Genomic DNA, 17,067 nt, shown 5'->3' on the forward strand with positions numbered 1-17,067 from the left:
CTGAAACAAGTGATTGACCGTGATGGATGATTTAAAAGATGTTCCAACCACTTCCGGAGTGTATCGACTCATTGATTTAGACGGTGATATTGCCTATGTTGGCCGAAGTAGTAACCTCAGAAGTCGCTTGCGTCAACACTTCATTAGGCAAGATTCCAGCGTCGTAAGCTATGGCAGGCTTGATATATGGGATATAGACAGAATAGAGTGGTGGGAAACAGATCAAGATGTTCAAGCTGAAAAGGACCTCATACAGAAATTTAAACCGTATCTGAATTTTGAGGATGGAGAAGGCCTTTCTGTTGAATCCAAGACTATAGCTATAGATGAACCCGATGGTATTTGTCAAATATTGAGCGATGAAGAAAGGAAATTCAGAGAGAGACCATACAACAGAGCTAAGCAAAAAATTGAACATCTGAACAGAATGATTGATAAAATTAAACTCGCTGATCACAGCGAGGACACTAGAAAAACAGTACGTAAGCATCAAGAGATACTTGAAGAGGCTATGGACCAGTTCTTGAGGACTGATTGAAGGATTAGAGACTGATAGTACTGTGTGTGGTTGAGATGGCCATCAGTCCAGATAGGTACTGGATTAGATTATGCTTGATTATCTACCTCAGCGTTTCCGCGATTTGACGAAGCGATCGACATCGACCAGCTCGTTGAACGGCGCTACGTCGACGTCGATCTCCTCGAAGTCGGTGAAGAAGGTCAGGTACTGCCAGGGGTTGTCCAGATCCCACGGATTGCCGTCGAGGTCGTACAGGTGCTCGGCGAGCGCCAGATCGTCGCGCTTCGACAGGACTCGCGCCTGGGCGATGAAACCGCCGTCGCGGTACACCAGTACGATATCCCCCCGTGAGACTTTCCGCCACTTGTCGGCGACCGAGGTTCCCCAGACCCGGACTGGCTCGTCGTCGCTCGCTCGTGCCGTGAAGTCCTCTGGCAGAAAGTCGGCGAGTTCCTCGGGTTCGTAGCCCTCCTGTACCGAGCGACAGTAGTCCTGATACGCGTCCTCCCGCCCCGCGGTGAAGATCACGATGCCGGTCATTTCTAGCCCGCAGAACGATCAGGGAGATAAAACCGACCGTCTTGATGAGTAGAGTGCCACAAATCAGCTGAAACACTCTCAGAACAGGAGAATAACACATGCCACGACAGGTGAACCGTAGCCCTGTGCGAGAAGATAGTAATCACTCCCGAGCGAATTCTTCTCGATGTAGGTGTACATCCCCACAGCAGCCATGATCAGTCCAAGGTTCGCGTACAGGACAACCAGTTGATGTGGACTGACGACATCACGAACATGCACGTTGATCGCGAGGGCATTGGCGAAGACTGCCGTTCGACTCACGTAGTGCTTCTCGACAAAGTACCCCAGCGTAACGAGTGCTAACGGCGTCAGATGTTGCAGGACGATATCCGGGAGCTCTTCGATCCAGACTGAAAAGACGAATTCGAGCTGTAGCAAAACCGGCTCAGTCATCTCGGCGTCCCTCCACTCCGACCAGGGGAACCGCCTTCGGATACTGAGCAATCTCGTTGACGGAGCTGGTGTTGATACAGCGGTGATTTCGATCGGGCATGCGTAGCTTTCAGATTGGTGTCGGTATAAGTCGACTAGACAGTTTAGGTGTAAACACGACGGAGAAGAGCGTTTACAGGCGAAAAGAGCAATTTCAGCTACTGAAGGACCTATGTGATATAAGTACCATCCGCCAGTGGACAATCACATGCCACCAACGTACAGCGCCCGAATCGACGAGGAGAAAGTTGAGGAGTTGAAAGAGCAATCTGGTGCAGACGCCGACAGTGAGGCAATTCGAGCGGCCGTCGAGTTCGCACTCTACGAGTCCCGAAAAATGCAGTTTCGGCTTGTGATGGGGATGTTCTTGCTCCTCATGGGAGCATCGAAGTATTTCACCGTTGAGATTGACCCCAGCTTTGCTCCCGTAGCGCTCATCGCTGGTATCGTTCTTCTCGAATATCCGTCGGTCCGTCGACTGGTTGAACGAGGTTCCAGCTTCATTCGCGGCTAAACTGATACATGAGGAGGGGTGTGAGATGTCACGACGACAGAGAAGCATACTTCAGAAACAATTCGCGCTGAGGAGAAAAAGAAAACCGCGGTCGTGACCTTGACCAGGCTCGGCAACTGGATATCGGTGTCGTCGTCGCCCTCGATCACGAGTGAACGACAGCGAACAACGTCACCCGTTACGTCCGAGTGTCTACGAGTTCCTCGTAGTCATATCCCGAACCACAGCTCTGGCAGTACACGGTCGGCCCTTGCTTGTCCCGGATATCGGCGTGACCCTTCGGGCACCGCATGATCCACCCGTCTTCGATCAGCGCGGGAATCTCAGATAGCTGGGCCATGTCGCAAGGATTCACAGAAATCCGCCACTGCTTCGCTGGCACACGCCCCGCGGCCCTCGACCGGGATGCCATCCTGGGAAGCGAGCCAGCGCCCCGTCGGCTGCTGTTTGACGACGATCGAGGTCCACTGGTCGTCGTGTACACACGTTTTCGGTCGATTCCCCGTCTCCCGATCGACTGCTATCGCGTGCCTTTGCATCGCAGTCGTCCCATGGAACTGGTGGGTAAAAGAGGCGAGCCACGGCCGCGGAGTGAAAGTGAAAGTGAAACGCGCGGCAGTTTCCGTCTGGATGTGGCTGTTCTTCACTGTCGCAGCCATTGAACGTCAATGCACATCCGATCGCACGACAGCAGTGCGACCGGTGTGTACATCGTTCAATTTCCAGTATAATTCATACCGCCGGCTGTCCGTCTGTGAAGCATTTCGCGACTCCGTATCGCGAATATCTTGAAGCAGTGACAGCCAGCAGTATCAGTACGTCTGTGGCGGCCGTTCGAGAATCTCGAAGATCTCCCGGGCGCGGTACTCCTTGTTGCGCTGTTGCCCCGTTACCTCCTCCAAGACACCCTCGTCTTGGAGAGTATCGATCGCGCGATAGGCCGTCGACCGCTCGATGTCGAGCCGCTTTGCGACCGTCTTCGTCGTCACGTAGGGGTGTTCGAAGAGCGAGCACGCGAGCCGGTTTTTCGCGTACTGGACGCCGCCGTACTCGTCGTCGTAACGCCGTCGAAGCCGGTCCAGTGCCAGCGTTCGGTCGACCGATTCCTCGGCTTGCCGGGCGACACCCTCGATGAAAAACGACAGCCAGCGCTCCCAGTCGCCGCGGGTCCGAACCGCCTCCATCCGATCGACGTACGTGGCTTTGTTCCGATTGAAGTACTCACTGAGGTAGAGGTTCGGCCGTTCGAGTAGCCCAGTGTCGTACAGCTGGAGCGTGATGAGGAGGCGGCCGAGCCGTCCGTTCCCGTCACCGTACGGGTGGATCGTTTCGAACTGGTAGTGGAACAGGGCGATGTCGACGAGTGGGTGATAGCTCCCACCGGTCTGATAGTAGGTGAGGAGAGCGTCCATGAGGCCGTCGACCTCGCTCGGAACCGGTGGAAGGAAGTCGCCGAGATGATTCGGCACTGTCTTGTAAGCACCGATGGTGTCGGTTTCAACGCGGTCGTCTGGAACGTCCGTGAGGAGTGCCTCGTGCAGTCCGTGCAGCAGCGAAACGGAGATTGTCTCGCCGCTATCGAGCGAATCGATCCCGTCCTCGACCGCCTGTTCGTAGTTGAGGACTTCGCGTGTGTCCTTCGTTTCCGCGCTGCTCGTCGAAGCTTCGATCGGCGTGTCGCCGTCCGTCTCATCGAGAATTCGCGTTTCGAGGCTGTAGAGGGCATTATAGTCGACATCAGCGCCTTCGATCTCAGCTGATTCCATCGCTTCCTTCCGGAGGAGTGATGTGTAGAGGACAGGCGGGAAGTCGAGTTCGAGGCTGACGCCGCTCAGCTTGCCGAGCCAGAACGTGGCATCGGCCAGCAGGTCGTAGAACTCCGAATCCAATACGAGATCCCGCGAGGGTGGGAGTGGATCTGGCCTGTAGTACGACTCCCGCCCGTAGGAGATGAGATCACCGGGTGCGGAGTCTTCGAGTTCGCTATCTCTCATGCACGTACTGTCCCTATTTTCGCGAGGTAAATGAATTTAGCCTCTCTAAATGCAAAGAAGGTCCTGCAAGAGAAGAGAATGTTGTGTCCCAGCACCCTATACGCAACGATAACACCGTGTCGATCCGGCACTTTCGCACTGTTGCCGCAAAACACAGCCACAACCGTCGAGACTCACTGGTCGACCGGATCGAAGTTCACAGTAACCGCTCGCGCGTCTCGTTTGCCGAGCCGCTTGTCCCACTGTTGATGTAGTTCTTGCTGTCACGGGCCAGCACTCTCAAATCCGAACTACCCTCGGGGAGCTCCTGATACGAGCAGATCCCGTAGCCATCGAGGTCACTGAGCATCCCAACCAGTTCCTCGTGGACGATCTCGCTGGTGGGGTAGTAGTCTTCGGTCCCGACGTAGGGCGGGTCGAAGTAGAACACCGTCTCGTCGCTGTCGTACTTTTCGACCAGTGCCTGCCAGTGAAGGTTCTCGACGACGACATCCTCGAACCGGTCGGCAAACTCCCGGAGCCGATCGATCTTGTTCGCAAAGCTGAGCGCCCGATTCGATACCTTGCTCGTTGCGAAGCCGTTTTGTCCGTCGTAAGCTCCGCCCCACTGCGCGTAGCGGAGATAGAAGAACTGGCCGGCCCGCTTGACGTCCTCTTTCGGGCGGTAGCCCTGGTAGTACGCTTCGGCCCACTCGGAGTGAATTGCCCGCGAGTACGGCACAGATGAGAGCCATTGCACCAGTTCGTCGGGCTGCTGACGGAGCACCTCGAAGAAGTGTACGAGATCCTCGTCGAGGTCGTTGTACACCTCCACAGTGCTCGTGTCGGGGTTTTTGTTCACCAGGACACCGGCAGCGCCGCCAAACACCTCGACGAAACACTCGTGTTGTGGGACCTGGTCGAGAATCCACGACGCGAGTCGGCTCTTGCCACCTGGGAAGGGGAAGACAGCGTCGACCATCGTCAAGCATCACCTCGCGTCTGAATGTCGACCACGCCGAGCCCGACGAGGATCTCCGTCACCCATCCCGGGATGTCTGGATCGCAGACAGTATCGGTGGCCGCTGCCGTCGTCAGTGGCGTAGCGATCCCCTCAGCGTCGACACCGAACACCCACGGCTCTTCGGCGTCAATCTCGATCCGAGCGGCGAACTCTGGGTCGGATCGCCAGAGACGAACGCGGACATCTTCGTCGCCGACTCGTCGACGGGTCGTCTGATCTGGCCGCTGTGAGCGCGACATGTTTGAATCGACTAGACCGATGGTAAAAGGGCTGCGGCGGGCGGGTGACCGAATCGCCACGATAGCTGGCTATTTCGAGCGATTCGGCACTATTCGGCGCTGAAATGGCCGATGCGAGGTGACCGAACAGTGACCGAATGTGACCGAATCGGCAGGCTTCGCGATCAACAGAGCGGTCGGTATCGGCTGTCCTGTGTACTCCCATCGCGTTCGATCAGATCCGACTGGCAGAGGCTCCGCAGATACCGTCGGCGGGTCGACCGTGCCTTCGGCGACTGGGCGCGGTCTTCGTAGCGGGCGTGGAGCGTCCCGCTGTCGATCCCGTCGGCATCGCGGATGATTCGGAGCAAGAGACGATGGTGCGAACCGAGTGACCGGATATTTCGATCGCGGATTTCACTTGCGGCGTCGTCGGCGACTGCATCCACGACTGGTTTGGTGAGCTGGTTGCTCTCGTTGCGTTCGACGTGCAGAGCGGCCTGACGAAGAAGTGCGATTGCATGACGAGCATCGCCGGCCGCGAGGTCCGCGATGTAGTCGATAACCCCGTCGGCGAGCCGCGAGCCGACCAGTCCGTGTTCAACGCGGCCGTCGATGATGTCGACGAGTTCGGTGTGTCTGTACTTGTCCATTCGGACAGTTTCAGCGCTCTGCATCCGTGATTTCGTCTTCGTACTGAGCTCTGTGAACCACTTGTCTTCGTCGATTGTGATGCAGATGAGCGAGACGTTCGGCACGTTCCAGAGGGCGAGCAACGGCTGATCGTCGATCGATCCGACCTCGTCGAGGACTACGATGATGTGGTCGTCACACTCTCGGAGTCGGCGTACGGCCTCCGACGACGCCGTCCCTTCGCGCTTGAGGTCGGCACCGAGACCGGTCTCTCGGATGATCTCGAAGAGGACTGCAGCAGGTGTGTTGTCGGCCATGCAGTTGACGTACGCCCATCGCAAATTCAACGCCTCCTTCTCTAACTGGCCGAGCGTGTATTTCGCGATCGTCGTCTTTCCCGCGCCACTGGGGCCGAAGATACAGACATCCTCGGGGCGACCGACCCTCGTCGGGTCGAGAACCGACGAGAGGTGATCGAGTTGTCCCTCGCGATGGTACAGGTCCCGCGGCGGATACTCCGGTCGGAAGACCTTGGCGTTCGTGATCATGGCTCATTCGTTGGCGTACCACTGGTCAGACGATTCACACAGTTCCCGCGGCAAGGCGACGTTGCGTTCGGCCCCCACGACATCGCCATCGACGCTGAACCCCCCACAGTTATCGCAGTCGAAGAGTCGCTCGGTCGGCCTGTCGGGTTCGTCATCGTGGGGTAGCCACCCGTAAAATTCGATAGCACCGGAGCCACAGAACGGACAGTATTTGATGTCCTGATGGTCGCGATAGCCGCGAACGATCTGGTCGTCGGGTGCTTCGATACGGTACGTCATGTGAGCGTGCCGTAGCAGGTCAATCGCGGCGTCTCGATCCCATCGCCCACTCTCGTACCGATCGACGGCTTTCGATCGGAGTTGACGAAACATCTCTCGGTTATTTTCTTCCATATTCGTGGCATGAACGAGTTGGTAAATAGGTGGTCGCCACGTCCAGAGTGAAAGTGAAAGTAGAGCAAAAAGAGAGAACATCAGAAGTGGAGCGGGCGAAAGACGACTTGTTGCACAAGTCGTAACAGACGCCGGGATTTTCACTCGGTACGCGGGGTGTATCGGGACCGATCCCACCGTTCGGAATCACTTTAGTAACGACTTGCGAAGAAATCGGTATGCGAATCGAAGCGACGGAGGGGAACGAACACAAGGTCTGGCTGACCGACGGCGAGATCGAGGACCTCCGGCGAGCGACGAATAGCCAGCGCGACGACCTGATCATCCAGCTCGGTGCGTTCGTCGGCCTACGCGCCTTCGAGATCCCGCAGGTCCGTCCCGTCGACGTGAAGCAGACCGAGAGCGGCCAGTACCGCCTTCGGGTCGAGGCCGGGAAGGACACGAGCGGGAACGGCGGGAAGCCTCGCGACGCCTACCTCCCGGACAGCGTCGAGCGTGATCTCCAGCGCTACCAGAACGAGCACAACATCGCGCCGAAAGACCCGTTCGTCGACCTGTCCCAGCCCGGCGTCCGCGCGGTGGTCCGTCGGACCGCCGAGCGTGCAGCTGACCAGACTGGCGACGACGACTTCGAGAAGGTCTCGACGCACGACCTCCGGCGGCGCTTCGCCCAGCGCCTCCTGGTCGACCAGCAGATGAACCCGCGCGTCGTGATGGCCGTCGGCGGCTGGGACAGCTTCGCCGCGATCGAGCCCTACCTCAACGCGCCGAGCGAGGACGTGATCGACGAGGCGTTCGCAGAACTGTGATCGCCGATACTTCTAAATCTCCGTAGAACAGTCCAGCACACGGAAAGGGTCGCCCCGCAACGTCTCTTTCGTGGCCCGGTCGGTTTCCATGCTCGCGGATGTCACATCCTACAGTGACGACCGCCGAGCAGGTCCGGCGAGGCGGTAGTTGTGGATGTGACTACTGATGTGATAGGTTTTCGGGAGATGTGCCGGGAAAAGTGACTCTCAGTCGAGACGCGTGATCATTTTGCCGTCGTCGATGTCCCACTCGATCAGGACCTCGTCGCCCTGTTCGATTTCGAACGCGTCAGCGAGCCCTTTCGGGATACTGACCCCGACGCTTCCCCCGAGATCGGTCACCGTCCGCGAGCATGGTTTACGGCCCATAGACAGCTAAATGTGTGACGTGGGGATCAAAAAGCATTGCCACCGTATGTAGCGGATTAATAGCTATTCCGTAGAAGACACGTAGCCGTTGCTCAGCTACCGCATAGCTATTTTATTTGATGCTTTATCCACGGCTCCGGATGGCGCGGGTATCCGCGACCAAGCGTCGCGGATAGTACCCCTACCCATGCGATACGACGCTGCCGGCGGCGACGAACCGCCGGCTGACGGGCCAGAACGGCCCAGTCGAAACTGGCGAATCGACTGGCACAACGTCGACGAGCAGCGGCGCGTGCGGTCCCGTCGAGAAGCCGGCGGCGCGAGCCGCGATCTCGTCGACAAACCTGCCCCAGGAGGAAGCGCGTGAGACCCATCGAAGCCGCTGGAGTCGTCTCCCGGCTCGACGACACTGTGTGCAACCTCCGTTTTCGCGCCGAAACCACGGGTAGCGACCGAAACCGCTCACAGAACGAATGAGAAACACGATACTCGCGATTTTCCTGACCCTGACGCTCGTGGCATCGCCCATCGCCGGCTCGGCGGCCGCCGCCCAGCCCGGCCTGAACTTCACCTCGGAGAAGACGCCCAACCCGACTATCGTCGAAGACGAGCTGGTCGTCACCAGTCACGACATGGACGAGATGGACGGCCCGCTGGAGTACTACGACGACTCCGGTGAGGTCGCCACGCTTCCGGCGACGGTGAACCAGTCACAGGACACGCCCGTCGGTGTCCGCTTCGACAAGATCGACGCCGACGTGTACACGCAGTTCCCCCGCGTCTCCGGCGAAGTCGACAACGAAGCCAACTGGACCGTCGCCACCGACTGGACGACCTCCTCTGGTGGATCGTCGTCGATGAGCGTCGCCGACGCTGACGCCGACGGCGTCGAGAAACTGGAGTTCGCTGCTTCGGCTGCCTCCGGAGAGACCGCGACGGCGACGCTCTCCGAGAACGTCAGTATCACGAACGACCCCAACAAGCGCGTCCTCTCGACCGTACTGAACGTCGAGACGCTCTCGGGCACGGCCGAACTGCGTGCTGTCGACGGAGACGGTGACTACCGCTACGCCGAGATCAACGGCTCGGAGAACGCCGACGCCTCGGACATCATCGCCAACAGTACCGGCAACGGCTACGTCCTCCAGGAGCGCCTGAGCAACCTCCCACTGGCTGGCTCCGGTGACGGGAGCTTTGACGCCATTCAGAAGGTCGAGATTGTCGCTATCGACAACGACGTGACGGTCACTGTCGCCGGTCTCGATCTGGACAAGAAGTCTGAGTACGATCTCGCCGAAATCGAGCGCGACACCGACAGCGACGGCGAACTCGAACAGACCGTTGTCACCGACTACTACGAGGGTGGCACCGCCGACATCACCGGTCTCGATACCCTCGGGAGCGAGTTCGACAGCGCGGTTCTGAAGGATCTGCACGTCTACGACGTGCGATACGAGTTCGCCGATCTCACCGACGAGTCGGAGTACTCGATCAACGTCACGTCGGCCGACGAGTACAGCTATCCACAGAAGCTCGAACTCTACGCGGACCTGCAGGTCCCTTCGCCGATCGACCTCTCGCACGGAACACTCACGCTGGAGTTCGAGCAGGGGCTTCCCGGTGAACGATATCAGGTCGCCGAGGTCGCTTCCGACACCGATAGCGGCACGGAGTTCGGCAACGTCTCGGACTCCGAGTACACCAGCTACGGGAGTTCGTTGAACTCGCAGGGCACGACACACGAGCTGGCGACTGTCTCGGCCGACACGAATCAGCGCGTTCACTTCGTCATCCTCTATCAGAACGAGGAGGTCGACACTCTCCAGGACACGAGTGCGATGGGGCCGACCGGTACGAGTGGCGACGGGTTCTTCTCGTCGCTGTTCGGGAAAGCCATCAGCGTCGTCGGAGCGGTCCTGGGTGCAGTCGGACTGCGACGCTACGCCGGAGGGTCGTAGCCGTGTCCGCTTCCGGTGCGGGCGGCTCTCGTGTTCGCCGTCTGTTCGATCGAGCAGCCAGAGCCGACTCCCTCGCAGGCGTCGTCTTCCAGGGGATCGGTGCTGTCCTGCTGGCTGGCGGGACAGCCCTCTCCAGCGGTGTGCTGACTATTGCCGACGTGATCATCGTCCCGGTCGGCTCGCTCACGAGCGAAGTGGGCGATCTCATCGGAGCCACGTTCGGCGGGGCGGCGACCATCATCAACGCCGGAGCGCTGGGCACCGCCGTCTCCATCGGTCCCGACGGGATGTTCAACCTCGGGCCGCTGTCGTTCGCGTTGGGCGTCGGCTCTGTGTTGCTGGCGGTCTACGCGATCTCGGCGTACCTGAGCGAGGAAGACACGGGCAATTTCTTTCCAGGACTCCCGTTCGACATCCCGACACCGGGCTTTGGCGGGCCAGAGGAGGACGATCAGTAGCACGATGCCCGGTCCCGAATCCGATCGTAGCGGCCACGTCACGGGGGTGACCGTCCGTGGTTGACTGGCGACAGTTCTTTCGTGCGGACGGCTACCGTCTCGACTTCGGTCGCATCGCCGAAGTCGGAGTCGGGACCGTCGCCAGCGCGGTCTTCACTGGCGTCGTGAGTGTCATCCTCGGCCTCGCGGATCTGCCCATCTCGCTGCTGTCGGGGCTGGCAGACTTCCTCGGCCGGTTCGTCGACGTGCGAATACTCGCACCGGAAGTCGTCCAGGCAGCCTTCGCGAGTGCCGGCGACTTTGTCCGCCAGAGCGGCCCAGCCGGCTATATAGTCGCGCTGGGGATCGTTCTCGTGACGACGTACATCATCGCGGAGGTGGTCAGCCGTGTCCGCTAACGGCGGCCGGGACGGCGTCACTCTCCGCACGATCGTCGAAACGCTGGGACCGCTCGTCCAGTTTCTCCGGAGCAACGGCATCCAATCGACACTGGGGACGCTGTTTCGGTTCCTGCGGAACCCGGTCAGGTTCGTGTTCAGCATCATCTCGTTCTACGTTCTGAACGGGATTCTGAACATCGTCTCGACGGTCACGAGTGCCGTCCTCGGCGCGTTCGACTACCTCGTTGCGTCACTGACGTTCGCACAGCGAGCACTCGGGCAGGCGTTCGGAGTGGCCGGCTTGAACGTACTGAGCGCACGGGCCGCACTGAACCAGATCGTCGTTACGCTCGCGGCCAGTGCCGGCCCAGCCGCGCCGATACTCGTCATCGGTGCCGGCGCGGTGACGTTGTTCCTGATCTATCGGGTCGGTATCGCACTGCTTGGAGAGTTGCCGGTCGGTAGCAGCGTCATCGATCTCCTCGGACTGAGATAGCCATGCAACGACTCAAGAACTTCATCTGGCATCCGCTCACCGGCTTGGCGGTCGGCATCGGTACGCTTGGCCAGTTCGGGTTCGCGTGGTTCGAGCCCATCTGGGGCCTCATCGTCGCCACGTCGAGCTACTGGTTCCCGGCAGTCGCGACCAGTTCGTCGACGCTGCTGCCGGAACTGGGCTACGGCGACCTCGGCACGAGGTTGCTGATCGCAGCGGCGAGTGTCTTCGTCGCTGTCCAGATCGACCGGCTCTACGAGCGGACCCAGGAGTACCTCGAAAACAGATGAGACACACACAGTACCCATCGACACGGCCGTACCGAGACCCCTCACCGAGAGGGTGTACTACTCACCGCCACGCGGGAGGTGTGCCGTGATGCCGTTCGGGAGCCTCGATTTGCTTGCCGGCGCTGGCGCGCTCTTTGGCGTCCTCGCGCTGGTGTTCGTCGGCCGCTACGCCGTCGCCTACGCTCGGTCGGACGACTTCGAGGTAGCGTGGGACCGGACAACGCAGTGGACGATGGCTGTCGCGATGGGTCTCGGGGCCGCTGTCTCGACGGGGCTCATCCAGCTCGGCGACCTACTTGCCGCGGGCTTCGAGTTCGTCGTCGGTCACCCCTTCGCCGTCTCGAACCTCGGTATCACCGGTCTGGGAGCAGGCGCACTTTCGGGAGTCGTCTCGCTCAGTTCGTCCCAGTTCGTCGGTCTCGCGGTGATGATCGTCGGCGCGATCCTGCTGTTCGTGGAGGTGGACGACCTTGTCGAATAGCCTCGTGTCGGTCGATCGGGTCCGACTGTCGGATCTCTCGCCGATCGGGTGGTTCGGCATCGCTCTCGCGATCGGCGCGCTCGGTTACGCCGCGAACGACCTCCTCAAGACCGTCGTCCGGGGTGGTCCCTGGGTTGATCCACTGGCCGTCGCTGGCGTTGGCCTCGTCTTCGGATTCGGTGTTGCCTACCTCGACGGCGGGCCAGAGATCGAAAGCACGTGTGACCATTGCGGTGCGTACATTCGCGCCCAGTCCAGCCGTGGCGGTGTCGACGAGTATATCGAGTGCCACGCATCGGCCACACCACGGCGGGCTACTCTCGGCCCGCTGTCTGTCGTCCTCCAACGCCAGACGGCCGAGTGGACGTACTGCTCGGGTGACTGTGCGACCGCTGACCGAGATCGCCGTGTCGCCATCGACGACGCCAGAGACGACATCGGACTGACCACAGAGGTGGCCGATGACTGAGCCGTACTCGTTCCGGACGCTGGCCCGTCCGACGATCGCACCGGAGGCACTCGCCAGCTTCGTCGGTCTCGGATCGGTCGCCTACATGAGCGGAGTCGCAGCGAGGACCGGCGACTACGTCCTCGCCGGGCTCGCCGTGATGGCGCTGCTCGGATTACTGGTCGCGCTGAATCGGGTCGACAAGCGAGCGCGGGAACTGGAGGAGCCCACCACGCGATGACCCGCACGTCCATCGCGCTGCTGGCGCTGGTTGCCCTGCTGGCCACTGCCCCCGTGATCGGGCTGGTCGGGGCTCAGTCCGCAGAGACGACCACCAACGCGACGAGCAACGCCACTGCCAGCGGTGACGATCTCACCCTCGACGATCTCACAGACACTGGTCCACGGATGAGCAACTCGCCACCGAGCGTTCGGATGGGCGAGGATCAGTTCTTCTGGGTCGTCTACTGGCCGGCGAACAACCCCTTTGCCGACGTGGGTTCGTCGGACTCCGGCGAGTACCTTCCGCCTGGCCACACGGTCGGTCGGAACGCCGTCTACCTCCGGACGTGGGTCTACGAAGACCAGCAGGAGACTGTACACGTCGCCTACTGGGAGAGAGACCAGAAGGTCGTCCAGCAGGGAAACACGACGACGACAGTTCCGGTCGCCCGGAACGTCACCCACGTCACACACAACGTCACTTTCGAGCGCGGACGGCCGACAGTGAAGGTCCCGCTCCGGCAGCACGACGACGAAGTGCGGGTGACGATGTGGATCGAGGGCAAAGAGTACGCGCGATGGGCTAACTTCGGCCACCGGAGTATCGCGACCACCCAATCGGTGGACATCGACAGCGCTGGAGACTATCTCTCAAGCGTCATCGTCGACTTCCTCGTCTGGATCCTCATCGGCGGGTTCGCCGTCGGCTGGGCGTGCAAGCGGGCACTCGACGAGGCAGGGATTGGCCCGCAGTACGGCTATGGTCCCTGGTTCCTGGCCCTCTCGATCCTCACCGGGCTGGGTGGCCTGCTGTTCTACGAGAACCTCGCGAATCTCGTCGTCAACGCCCAGTTCGTGTTGGCGCTGTACGTCGTCGCGGTCATCGGCATCGTGATGCTGGAGACGTACACACGGAACATCTCGGCCGCCCTGTTCCTACGACCGACGCTGGAACACGCGGAGTCGCCGACGGGCGACGACGCCTACGACGTAGTCGACGCGGAAGCTCGCGAGGAGAAGATCGTCCGGACGAACCACGGCGTTTCGGTCGTCAAGCCGGGGCTGTTCCCGTTCCTCGCTCGCGTGTTCGGCAAGAGTGCTCGCCTCGCGAACGTCGACCAACTCCGAACGCGCGTCCCGATGCAGGACGACTCGAAGTGGGACGAACTCTACCTCGTCGATCCAGAGAGTGCGAAGCTCCTGTACTACGAGCCAGAAGGCTGGCGGCTCGACTGGCCACCGCTCGATCGTGAACACGCTGGCGAGTGGCTGGCGATCGCTGGTGCCATCACACTGGCTGTCGCGTCTGTCGCGCTCGGCGTTGCGGGCTTCCTGACGGTCGCGACCGTCACGAGCGTCGGCCTGCTGGTCTGGGCTGCCCACCCTGTTGACGGGAAGGCCGCCGTCAAGCCCGCCCCGGTGCATCTCCGGTCGGCCTTCGGCACGATGGTCAAGTACGCGGAAGATGTCGACGACGCGAAACACCTCTCGGAGGTCAAAGAGCAACTCGACCGCGAGCGGGTCCGGAAACAGCGCGATGTCGACGAGAAAGTGTCCGATCACGACCGCACGCTCGTCGAGGAGATCCTCGATCCCGACGAAGACGTTCCGGCCGCGATGCGTGACGGCGACGGTGACGACGAGGATCTGACCGAGAGCCGCCGAGAGAACCCCCCAGCGACCGCCGACGGTGGTGACAGTGATGTCTGAAAGCGAGCGCCCTCACGCGTTCCGGCCGGCGCTGGTCACTCTCTCGAACAACGTCCGAGAGCGGTTCGACGAACTGCTCACCGGCGGGCTACGTGACGAGGATCGCGTGCTGACGTGGTTACAGGAGATGACGATGCGGACGCTGGGCCGTGTCGACGCACGCGTCTACTGGGACTTCGCTCGCCAGTTTCGGGGCACACAGGGGCTTCTCGTCGCCGCGATGGTTCGACCGTGTGCCCGTCGGGGCAAGATGCGAAGTCTCGACGAGGACGTGGCCGAGAAGCTACGCGAGCGGCTGCTGGCGAACTACTTTCAGCCGGCCCACGTCGACGCCTTCCGCCGGCTTCGCCACGAGGCAACTGAATACGTCAGCGAAGCCGAGGATGAGTCCGAGCACGATCCGACACGCCAGTCCTACCTCGCCATGCGGCCAGCAATGAGCGAGCTGGACGAGTGGCAAGAGCGTGCGCTGGCGTCGCTCCTGGACGGGTTCGAGAGCCGGTCAGCGATCCTCGACTGGGGAGACGACCTCCTGCTCGCAACACACGGCGAACTGGGCCGTGAGTGGACGAAGCGCGCCTACGAGGAGGAACCGACCGTCGAGGTTCTGACCGGCGCGCAACCGGAACATGAGCGGGCTCGACGGCTCTTCGCAGCTCATCACGTGCTCCCGAAGTTCCGAGCCGGAGTTCGCGCTCTGAGTGGCGATGCCGGCGAGATGCCAGAGAACGGCCAGCACAACGACACGGAGCCACCGGACTGGTGATTCAATGAGTAGTCTCATCGAACCCAAGGCAGACACACAGGCACAGATTCGAGAGCAACTCCGAGCGGTCACGGAGCCACACGAGAAATCGTGTCAGGCTCTCGGCGATCCGGAAGCGCCAAACCACAACGACGGCGAAGCGCTCCACCGGCACTTTGCAGTCCCGCCGCTGCACAAGTACCTCGCCCAGGCAGACCGCAACGACGCGGCGGTCGCGAAGTTCCCGCGAGCGTTCGTGGACGCGATCGTTCACACAGACGAGCGCGATCTCGAACTCCTCCGTAAGCTCGTCGGCAAGGTCGACTACGACTTCCGCGATCCGAATCCAAGCCACGAGGCACTGGAGCGCTACCCTCGCTACCGCGCGAAGACGCTGGAGTGGATCGCCGACGATGCCGATCGGGTCCAAGACATTCGAGCGGTGAAAGGCACGGATCTGTTCGTCCACGGCGAGCCCGGTGGCGGGAAGTCGACACTCGCTCTCTCACAGGTGCTCTGGCGGATGGAGGTCAACAACGAGACGTGCCTCTGGGCCGAATCCGTCGACGAGTCTGGAACCAACGAACGCACCGAATGGCTCGCGTTCGCCCCGTTTGCAACGCTTGCGATACCGGAGGGAATGGACACACAGGTCCGGATCGTTCCGGAGAACGTCGCCGTCAACGAGTTCACCGTCCGCCCCGAGGAGATCGCCCGCGACGTGATCCGGTACGAGTCGATCCAAGATCTCGTCGGCCAGCTCGTGCCCGGCCAGTTCTACGTCGTGTTTCCGGACCCGCTGCATCGAGGATGTCGAGAGGTGTCGAAGTTCAATTACTTCAACTACCGACAGGTGACGCCTCCCGACGAAGACGGCCCGGATCAGCCGACGGATGCCGATCAGTGGTGGTTCGCGTTCGTCGCCCACCGCATCTCCGGCGACGTGTTCCCGCATCCGACGTTCATCAACTTCGACGAGGCCGGAAACATCTTCGACCCCGACGCCGAGAAGGGCGTCCACGACCACTACGACAAGCTCCGCTGGTTCCGAAACAAGTACGCTGACGCTCGTAAGAAGCGGGTGAGCTTCGGGTATCAGGCACACGCACTCTCCGAGGTTCACCAGTTCGGTCGGCAGAAGATCCGCTGGCGGCTGACGATGAACGGCAACAAACCGCCGATCGGTCGCTCGCTGCCTGGTGATCGCTCCTGCCCGCTGAACTCCGATCTCACGTCAGACATGGACGCTGGCGAGGGCATCATCTGGAAGGCACCGCACTTCGCGCCCGTCAAGTGGCCGAATCTGAAGGCACAGGCCAAACTCGATGCGGAGGTCAGTATCGACTTCCGCAACTGGCAGGAGGCGGTCAGCGGTGTTTGACGACCGGTTGGTTCGCTCAGAAAAACGCGCCAATTATGAGCGAATTCGGCGGTATGGTTCGAATCTGAGATCCGGTCGATACGGTGCCGTCGAGCCGATCGAGCTGCCCGCTACACACGCGCGCGTGCTTCAGATAGGAGTCGAGGGGGGACCCCCGTGTGAGCGCGTGCAGTACTGCGGAGGCGCGGTCGCGTGATGGTCGTCTACGAACTGGTGCAGTGGCTCGCCGATTTGATCGCGCCGCTGCTCGGCATCGAGGGCGTCCTCGTTACTGGGCTGGCGTCGACGGCAGTTGCTCTCTACTACCTGCGGGAAGCGGCTGGCGTACTGGTCGTACTGGCTCGCTGGGCACGCATTGCGTCGGTCATCATCGGCATCTTGTCGATCGTGCTGGCTGCTGGAGCCCATCTCGGGATCGTCGACCTCGCAGGCGGCTCACTGGTCGAACAGGCAGGGAACTGGATTGCAGAAGGGATTCACTGA

23 protein-coding genes are annotated in these 17,067 nt (G+C 60.9%); 15 read left to right on the forward strand and 8 right to left on the reverse strand.

All coding sequences use genetic code 11. The annotated features are described in order from the left end of the window. The first annotated feature begins 22 nt into the window (after positions 1–22). A complete protein-coding gene (locus ACAH01_RS08820) occupies positions 23–538 on the forward strand; it encodes a nucleotide excision repair endonuclease (RefSeq protein WP_372480802.1) in 516 nt (171 codons plus the stop codon). 87 nt (positions 539–625) lie between these two features. Here the strand turns inward: ACAH01_RS08820 and ACAH01_RS08825 are convergent, their stop codons facing one another. Together ACAH01_RS08825 and ACAH01_RS08830 are read right to left on the reverse strand one after the other, a co-directional pair. After that, complete coding sequence (locus ACAH01_RS08825) at positions 626–1,060, reverse strand: restriction endonuclease (RefSeq protein WP_372478934.1); 435 nt, start codon at positions 1,058–1,060, stop codon at positions 626–628. 78 nt (positions 1,061–1,138) lie between these two features. After that, positions 1,139–1,495 (reverse strand): hypothetical protein, encoded by a 357-nt coding sequence (locus ACAH01_RS08830; protein WP_372478935.1) that lies wholly within the window; start codon positions 1,493–1,495, stop codon positions 1,139–1,141. 247 nt (positions 1,496–1,742) lie between these two features. Here ACAH01_RS08830 and ACAH01_RS08835 point away from each other — a divergent pair, with 247 nt between their 5' ends. After that, on the forward strand, positions 1,743–2,048 hold the full coding sequence (locus ACAH01_RS08835; RefSeq protein WP_208628073.1) for a hypothetical protein: 306 nt from the start codon (positions 1,743–1,745) through the stop codon (positions 2,046–2,048). A gap of 812 nt (positions 2,049–2,860) precedes the next feature. Here ACAH01_RS08835 and ACAH01_RS08840 read toward each other — a convergent pair. The 5 genes from ACAH01_RS08840 to ACAH01_RS08860 form a co-directional block, all read right to left on the reverse strand. Continuing rightward, a complete protein-coding gene (locus tag ACAH01_RS08840; protein ID WP_372478936.1) occupies positions 2,861–4,042 on the reverse strand; it encodes a Fic family protein in 1,182 nt (393 codons plus the stop codon). A gap of 196 nt (positions 4,043–4,238) precedes the next feature. After that, entirely contained in the window at positions 4,239–5,003 is a 765-nt protein-coding gene (locus ACAH01_RS08845; protein WP_372480803.1) for a DNA adenine methylase, read from the reverse strand. 2 nt (positions 5,004–5,005) lie between these two features. Next, positions 5,006–5,284 carry a hypothetical protein gene (locus ACAH01_RS08850; protein WP_372478937.1) on the reverse strand — a complete coding sequence of 93 codons (279 nt, stop codon included), beginning with the start codon at positions 5,282–5,284 and terminating at the stop codon, positions 5,006–5,008. Between the two features lie 164 nt (positions 5,285–5,448). After that, the gene (locus ACAH01_RS08855) at positions 5,449–6,444 is read right to left on the reverse strand and encodes a Cdc6/Cdc18 family protein (RefSeq protein WP_170094352.1); all 996 of its coding nucleotides are present in this window, start codon (positions 6,442–6,444) and stop codon (positions 5,449–5,451) included. A gap of 3 nt (positions 6,445–6,447) precedes the next feature. Continuing rightward, complete coding sequence (locus tag ACAH01_RS08860; RefSeq protein ID WP_170094351.1) at positions 6,448–6,723, reverse strand: hypothetical protein; 276 nt, start codon at positions 6,721–6,723, stop codon at positions 6,448–6,450. A gap of 332 nt (positions 6,724–7,055) precedes the next feature. On the opposite strand from ACAH01_RS08860, the gene ACAH01_RS08865 reads away from it, so the two are divergent. Further along, a complete protein-coding gene (locus tag ACAH01_RS08865) occupies positions 7,056–7,646 on the forward strand; it encodes a site-specific integrase (RefSeq protein WP_372478938.1) in 591 nt (196 codons plus the stop codon). Between the two features lie 207 nt (positions 7,647–7,853). On the opposite strand, the gene ACAH01_RS08870 is transcribed toward ACAH01_RS08865, so the two are convergent. Further along, positions 7,854–8,015 (reverse strand): AbrB/MazE/SpoVT family DNA-binding domain-containing protein, encoded by a 162-nt coding sequence (locus ACAH01_RS08870; protein WP_170094349.1) that lies wholly within the window; start codon positions 8,013–8,015, stop codon positions 7,854–7,856. Between the two features lie 515 nt (positions 8,016–8,530). Here ACAH01_RS08870 and ACAH01_RS08875 point away from each other — a divergent pair. From ACAH01_RS08875 to ACAH01_RS08930, 12 genes are all read left to right on the forward strand, one after another. Further along, positions 8,531–9,973 carry a hypothetical protein gene (locus ACAH01_RS08875; RefSeq protein ID WP_372478939.1) on the forward strand — a complete coding sequence of 481 codons (1,443 nt, stop codon included), beginning with the start codon at positions 8,531–8,533 and terminating at the stop codon, positions 9,971–9,973. Positions 9,974–9,975: 2 nt separating this feature from the next. Then, complete coding sequence (locus tag ACAH01_RS08880; RefSeq protein WP_170094347.1) at positions 9,976–10,431, forward strand: hypothetical protein; 456 nt, start codon at positions 9,976–9,978, stop codon at positions 10,429–10,431. A 56-nt stretch (positions 10,432–10,487) separates the two neighbouring features. Further along, complete coding sequence (locus ACAH01_RS08885; RefSeq protein WP_372478940.1) at positions 10,488–10,829, forward strand: hypothetical protein; 342 nt, start codon at positions 10,488–10,490, stop codon at positions 10,827–10,829. Beyond that, positions 10,819–11,307, forward strand: coding sequence for a hypothetical protein (locus ACAH01_RS08890; protein WP_170094345.1), 489 nt, complete (start codon positions 10,819–10,821; stop codon positions 11,305–11,307). Before ACAH01_RS08885 ends, ACAH01_RS08890 begins: the two co-directional genes overlap by 11 nt. A 2-nt stretch (positions 11,308–11,309) precedes the next feature. After that, a complete protein-coding gene (locus ACAH01_RS08895) occupies positions 11,310–11,597 on the forward strand; it encodes a hypothetical protein (RefSeq protein ID WP_208628065.1) in 288 nt (95 codons plus the stop codon). A gap of 88 nt (positions 11,598–11,685) precedes the next feature. Then, positions 11,686–12,078, forward strand: coding sequence for a hypothetical protein (locus ACAH01_RS08900; protein WP_170094343.1), 393 nt, complete (start codon positions 11,686–11,688; stop codon positions 12,076–12,078). Continuing rightward, positions 12,068–12,547: a hypothetical protein gene (locus tag ACAH01_RS08905; protein WP_372478941.1), complete on the forward strand. Its 480-nt coding sequence runs from the start codon at positions 12,068–12,070 to the stop codon at positions 12,545–12,547. The genes ACAH01_RS08900 and ACAH01_RS08905 overlap by 11 nt, the downstream gene beginning before the upstream one ends. After that, complete coding sequence (locus ACAH01_RS08910) at positions 12,540–12,767, forward strand: hypothetical protein (RefSeq protein ID WP_372478942.1); 228 nt, start codon at positions 12,540–12,542, stop codon at positions 12,765–12,767. The genes ACAH01_RS08905 and ACAH01_RS08910 overlap by 8 nt, the downstream gene beginning before the upstream one ends. Next, positions 12,764–14,458, forward strand: a complete 1,695-nt coding sequence (locus ACAH01_RS08915; protein ID WP_372478943.1) for a hypothetical protein — start codon at positions 12,764–12,766, stop codon at positions 14,456–14,458. Before ACAH01_RS08910 ends, ACAH01_RS08915 begins: the two co-directional genes overlap by 4 nt. Further along, positions 14,451–15,224, forward strand: a complete 774-nt coding sequence (locus ACAH01_RS08920) for a hypothetical protein (RefSeq protein WP_372478944.1) — start codon at positions 14,451–14,453, stop codon at positions 15,222–15,224. Before ACAH01_RS08915 ends, ACAH01_RS08920 begins: the two co-directional genes overlap by 8 nt. Positions 15,225–15,228: 4 nt before the next feature. Next, the gene (locus ACAH01_RS08925; protein WP_170094338.1) at positions 15,229–16,584 is read left to right on the forward strand and encodes a hypothetical protein; all 1,356 of its coding nucleotides are present in this window, start codon (positions 15,229–15,231) and stop codon (positions 16,582–16,584) included. 195 nt (positions 16,585–16,779) lie between these two features. Continuing rightward, the gene (locus tag ACAH01_RS08930; protein WP_170094337.1) at positions 16,780–17,067 is read left to right on the forward strand and encodes a hypothetical protein; all 288 of its coding nucleotides are present in this window, start codon (positions 16,780–16,782) and stop codon (positions 17,065–17,067) included.

The sequence above is a fragment of the Halomicrobium sp. HM KBTZ05 genome (assembly GCF_041530035.1).
Taxonomy (GTDB): domain Archaea; phylum Halobacteriota; class Halobacteria; order Halobacteriales; family Haloarculaceae; genus Halomicrobium.

Coding starts and splice junctions, on each gene's coding strand:
- ACAH01_RS08850 (WP_372478937.1), bottom strand. CDS start 5,284: ATGTCGCGCTCACAGCGGCCAGATCAGACGACCCGTCGACGAGTCGGC.
- ACAH01_RS08820 (WP_372480802.1), top strand. CDS start 23: ATGGATGATTTAAAAGATGTTCCAACCACTTCCGGAGTGTATCGACTC.
- ACAH01_RS08825 (WP_372478934.1), bottom strand. CDS start 1,060: ATGACCGGCATCGTGATCTTCACCGCGGGGCGGGAGGACGCGTATCAG.
- ACAH01_RS08900 (WP_170094343.1), top strand. CDS start 11,686: ATGCCGTTCGGGAGCCTCGATTTGCTTGCCGGCGCTGGCGCGCTCTTT.
- ACAH01_RS08920 (WP_372478944.1), top strand. CDS start 14,451: ATGTCTGAAAGCGAGCGCCCTCACGCGTTCCGGCCGGCGCTGGTCACT.
- ACAH01_RS08830 (WP_372478935.1), bottom strand. CDS start 1,495: ATGACTGAGCCGGTTTTGCTACAGCTCGAATTCGTCTTTTCAGTCTGG.
- ACAH01_RS08865 (WP_372478938.1), top strand. CDS start 7,056: ATGCGAATCGAAGCGACGGAGGGGAACGAACACAAGGTCTGGCTGACC.
- ACAH01_RS08840 (WP_372478936.1), bottom strand. CDS start 4,042: ATGAGAGATAGCGAACTCGAAGACTCCGCACCCGGTGATCTCATCTCC.
- ACAH01_RS08915 (WP_372478943.1), top strand. CDS start 12,764: ATGACCCGCACGTCCATCGCGCTGCTGGCGCTGGTTGCCCTGCTGGCC.
- ACAH01_RS08925 (WP_170094338.1), top strand. CDS start 15,229: ATGAGTAGTCTCATCGAACCCAAGGCAGACACACAGGCACAGATTCGA.
- ACAH01_RS08895 (WP_208628065.1), top strand. CDS start 11,310: ATGCAACGACTCAAGAACTTCATCTGGCATCCGCTCACCGGCTTGGCG.
- ACAH01_RS08930 (WP_170094337.1), top strand. CDS start 16,780: ATGGTCGTCTACGAACTGGTGCAGTGGCTCGCCGATTTGATCGCGCCG.
- ACAH01_RS08835 (WP_208628073.1), top strand. CDS start 1,743: ATGCCACCAACGTACAGCGCCCGAATCGACGAGGAGAAAGTTGAGGAG.
- ACAH01_RS08870 (WP_170094349.1), bottom strand. CDS start 8,015: ATGGGCCGTAAACCATGCTCGCGGACGGTGACCGATCTCGGGGGAAGC.
- ACAH01_RS08845 (WP_372480803.1), bottom strand. CDS start 5,003: ATGGTCGACGCTGTCTTCCCCTTCCCAGGTGGCAAGAGCCGACTCGCG.
- ACAH01_RS08860 (WP_170094351.1), bottom strand. CDS start 6,723: ATGACGTACCGTATCGAAGCACCCGACGACCAGATCGTTCGCGGCTAT.
- ACAH01_RS08910 (WP_372478942.1), top strand. CDS start 12,540: ATGACTGAGCCGTACTCGTTCCGGACGCTGGCCCGTCCGACGATCGCA.
- ACAH01_RS08855 (WP_170094352.1), bottom strand. CDS start 6,444: ATGATCACGAACGCCAAGGTCTTCCGACCGGAGTATCCGCCGCGGGAC.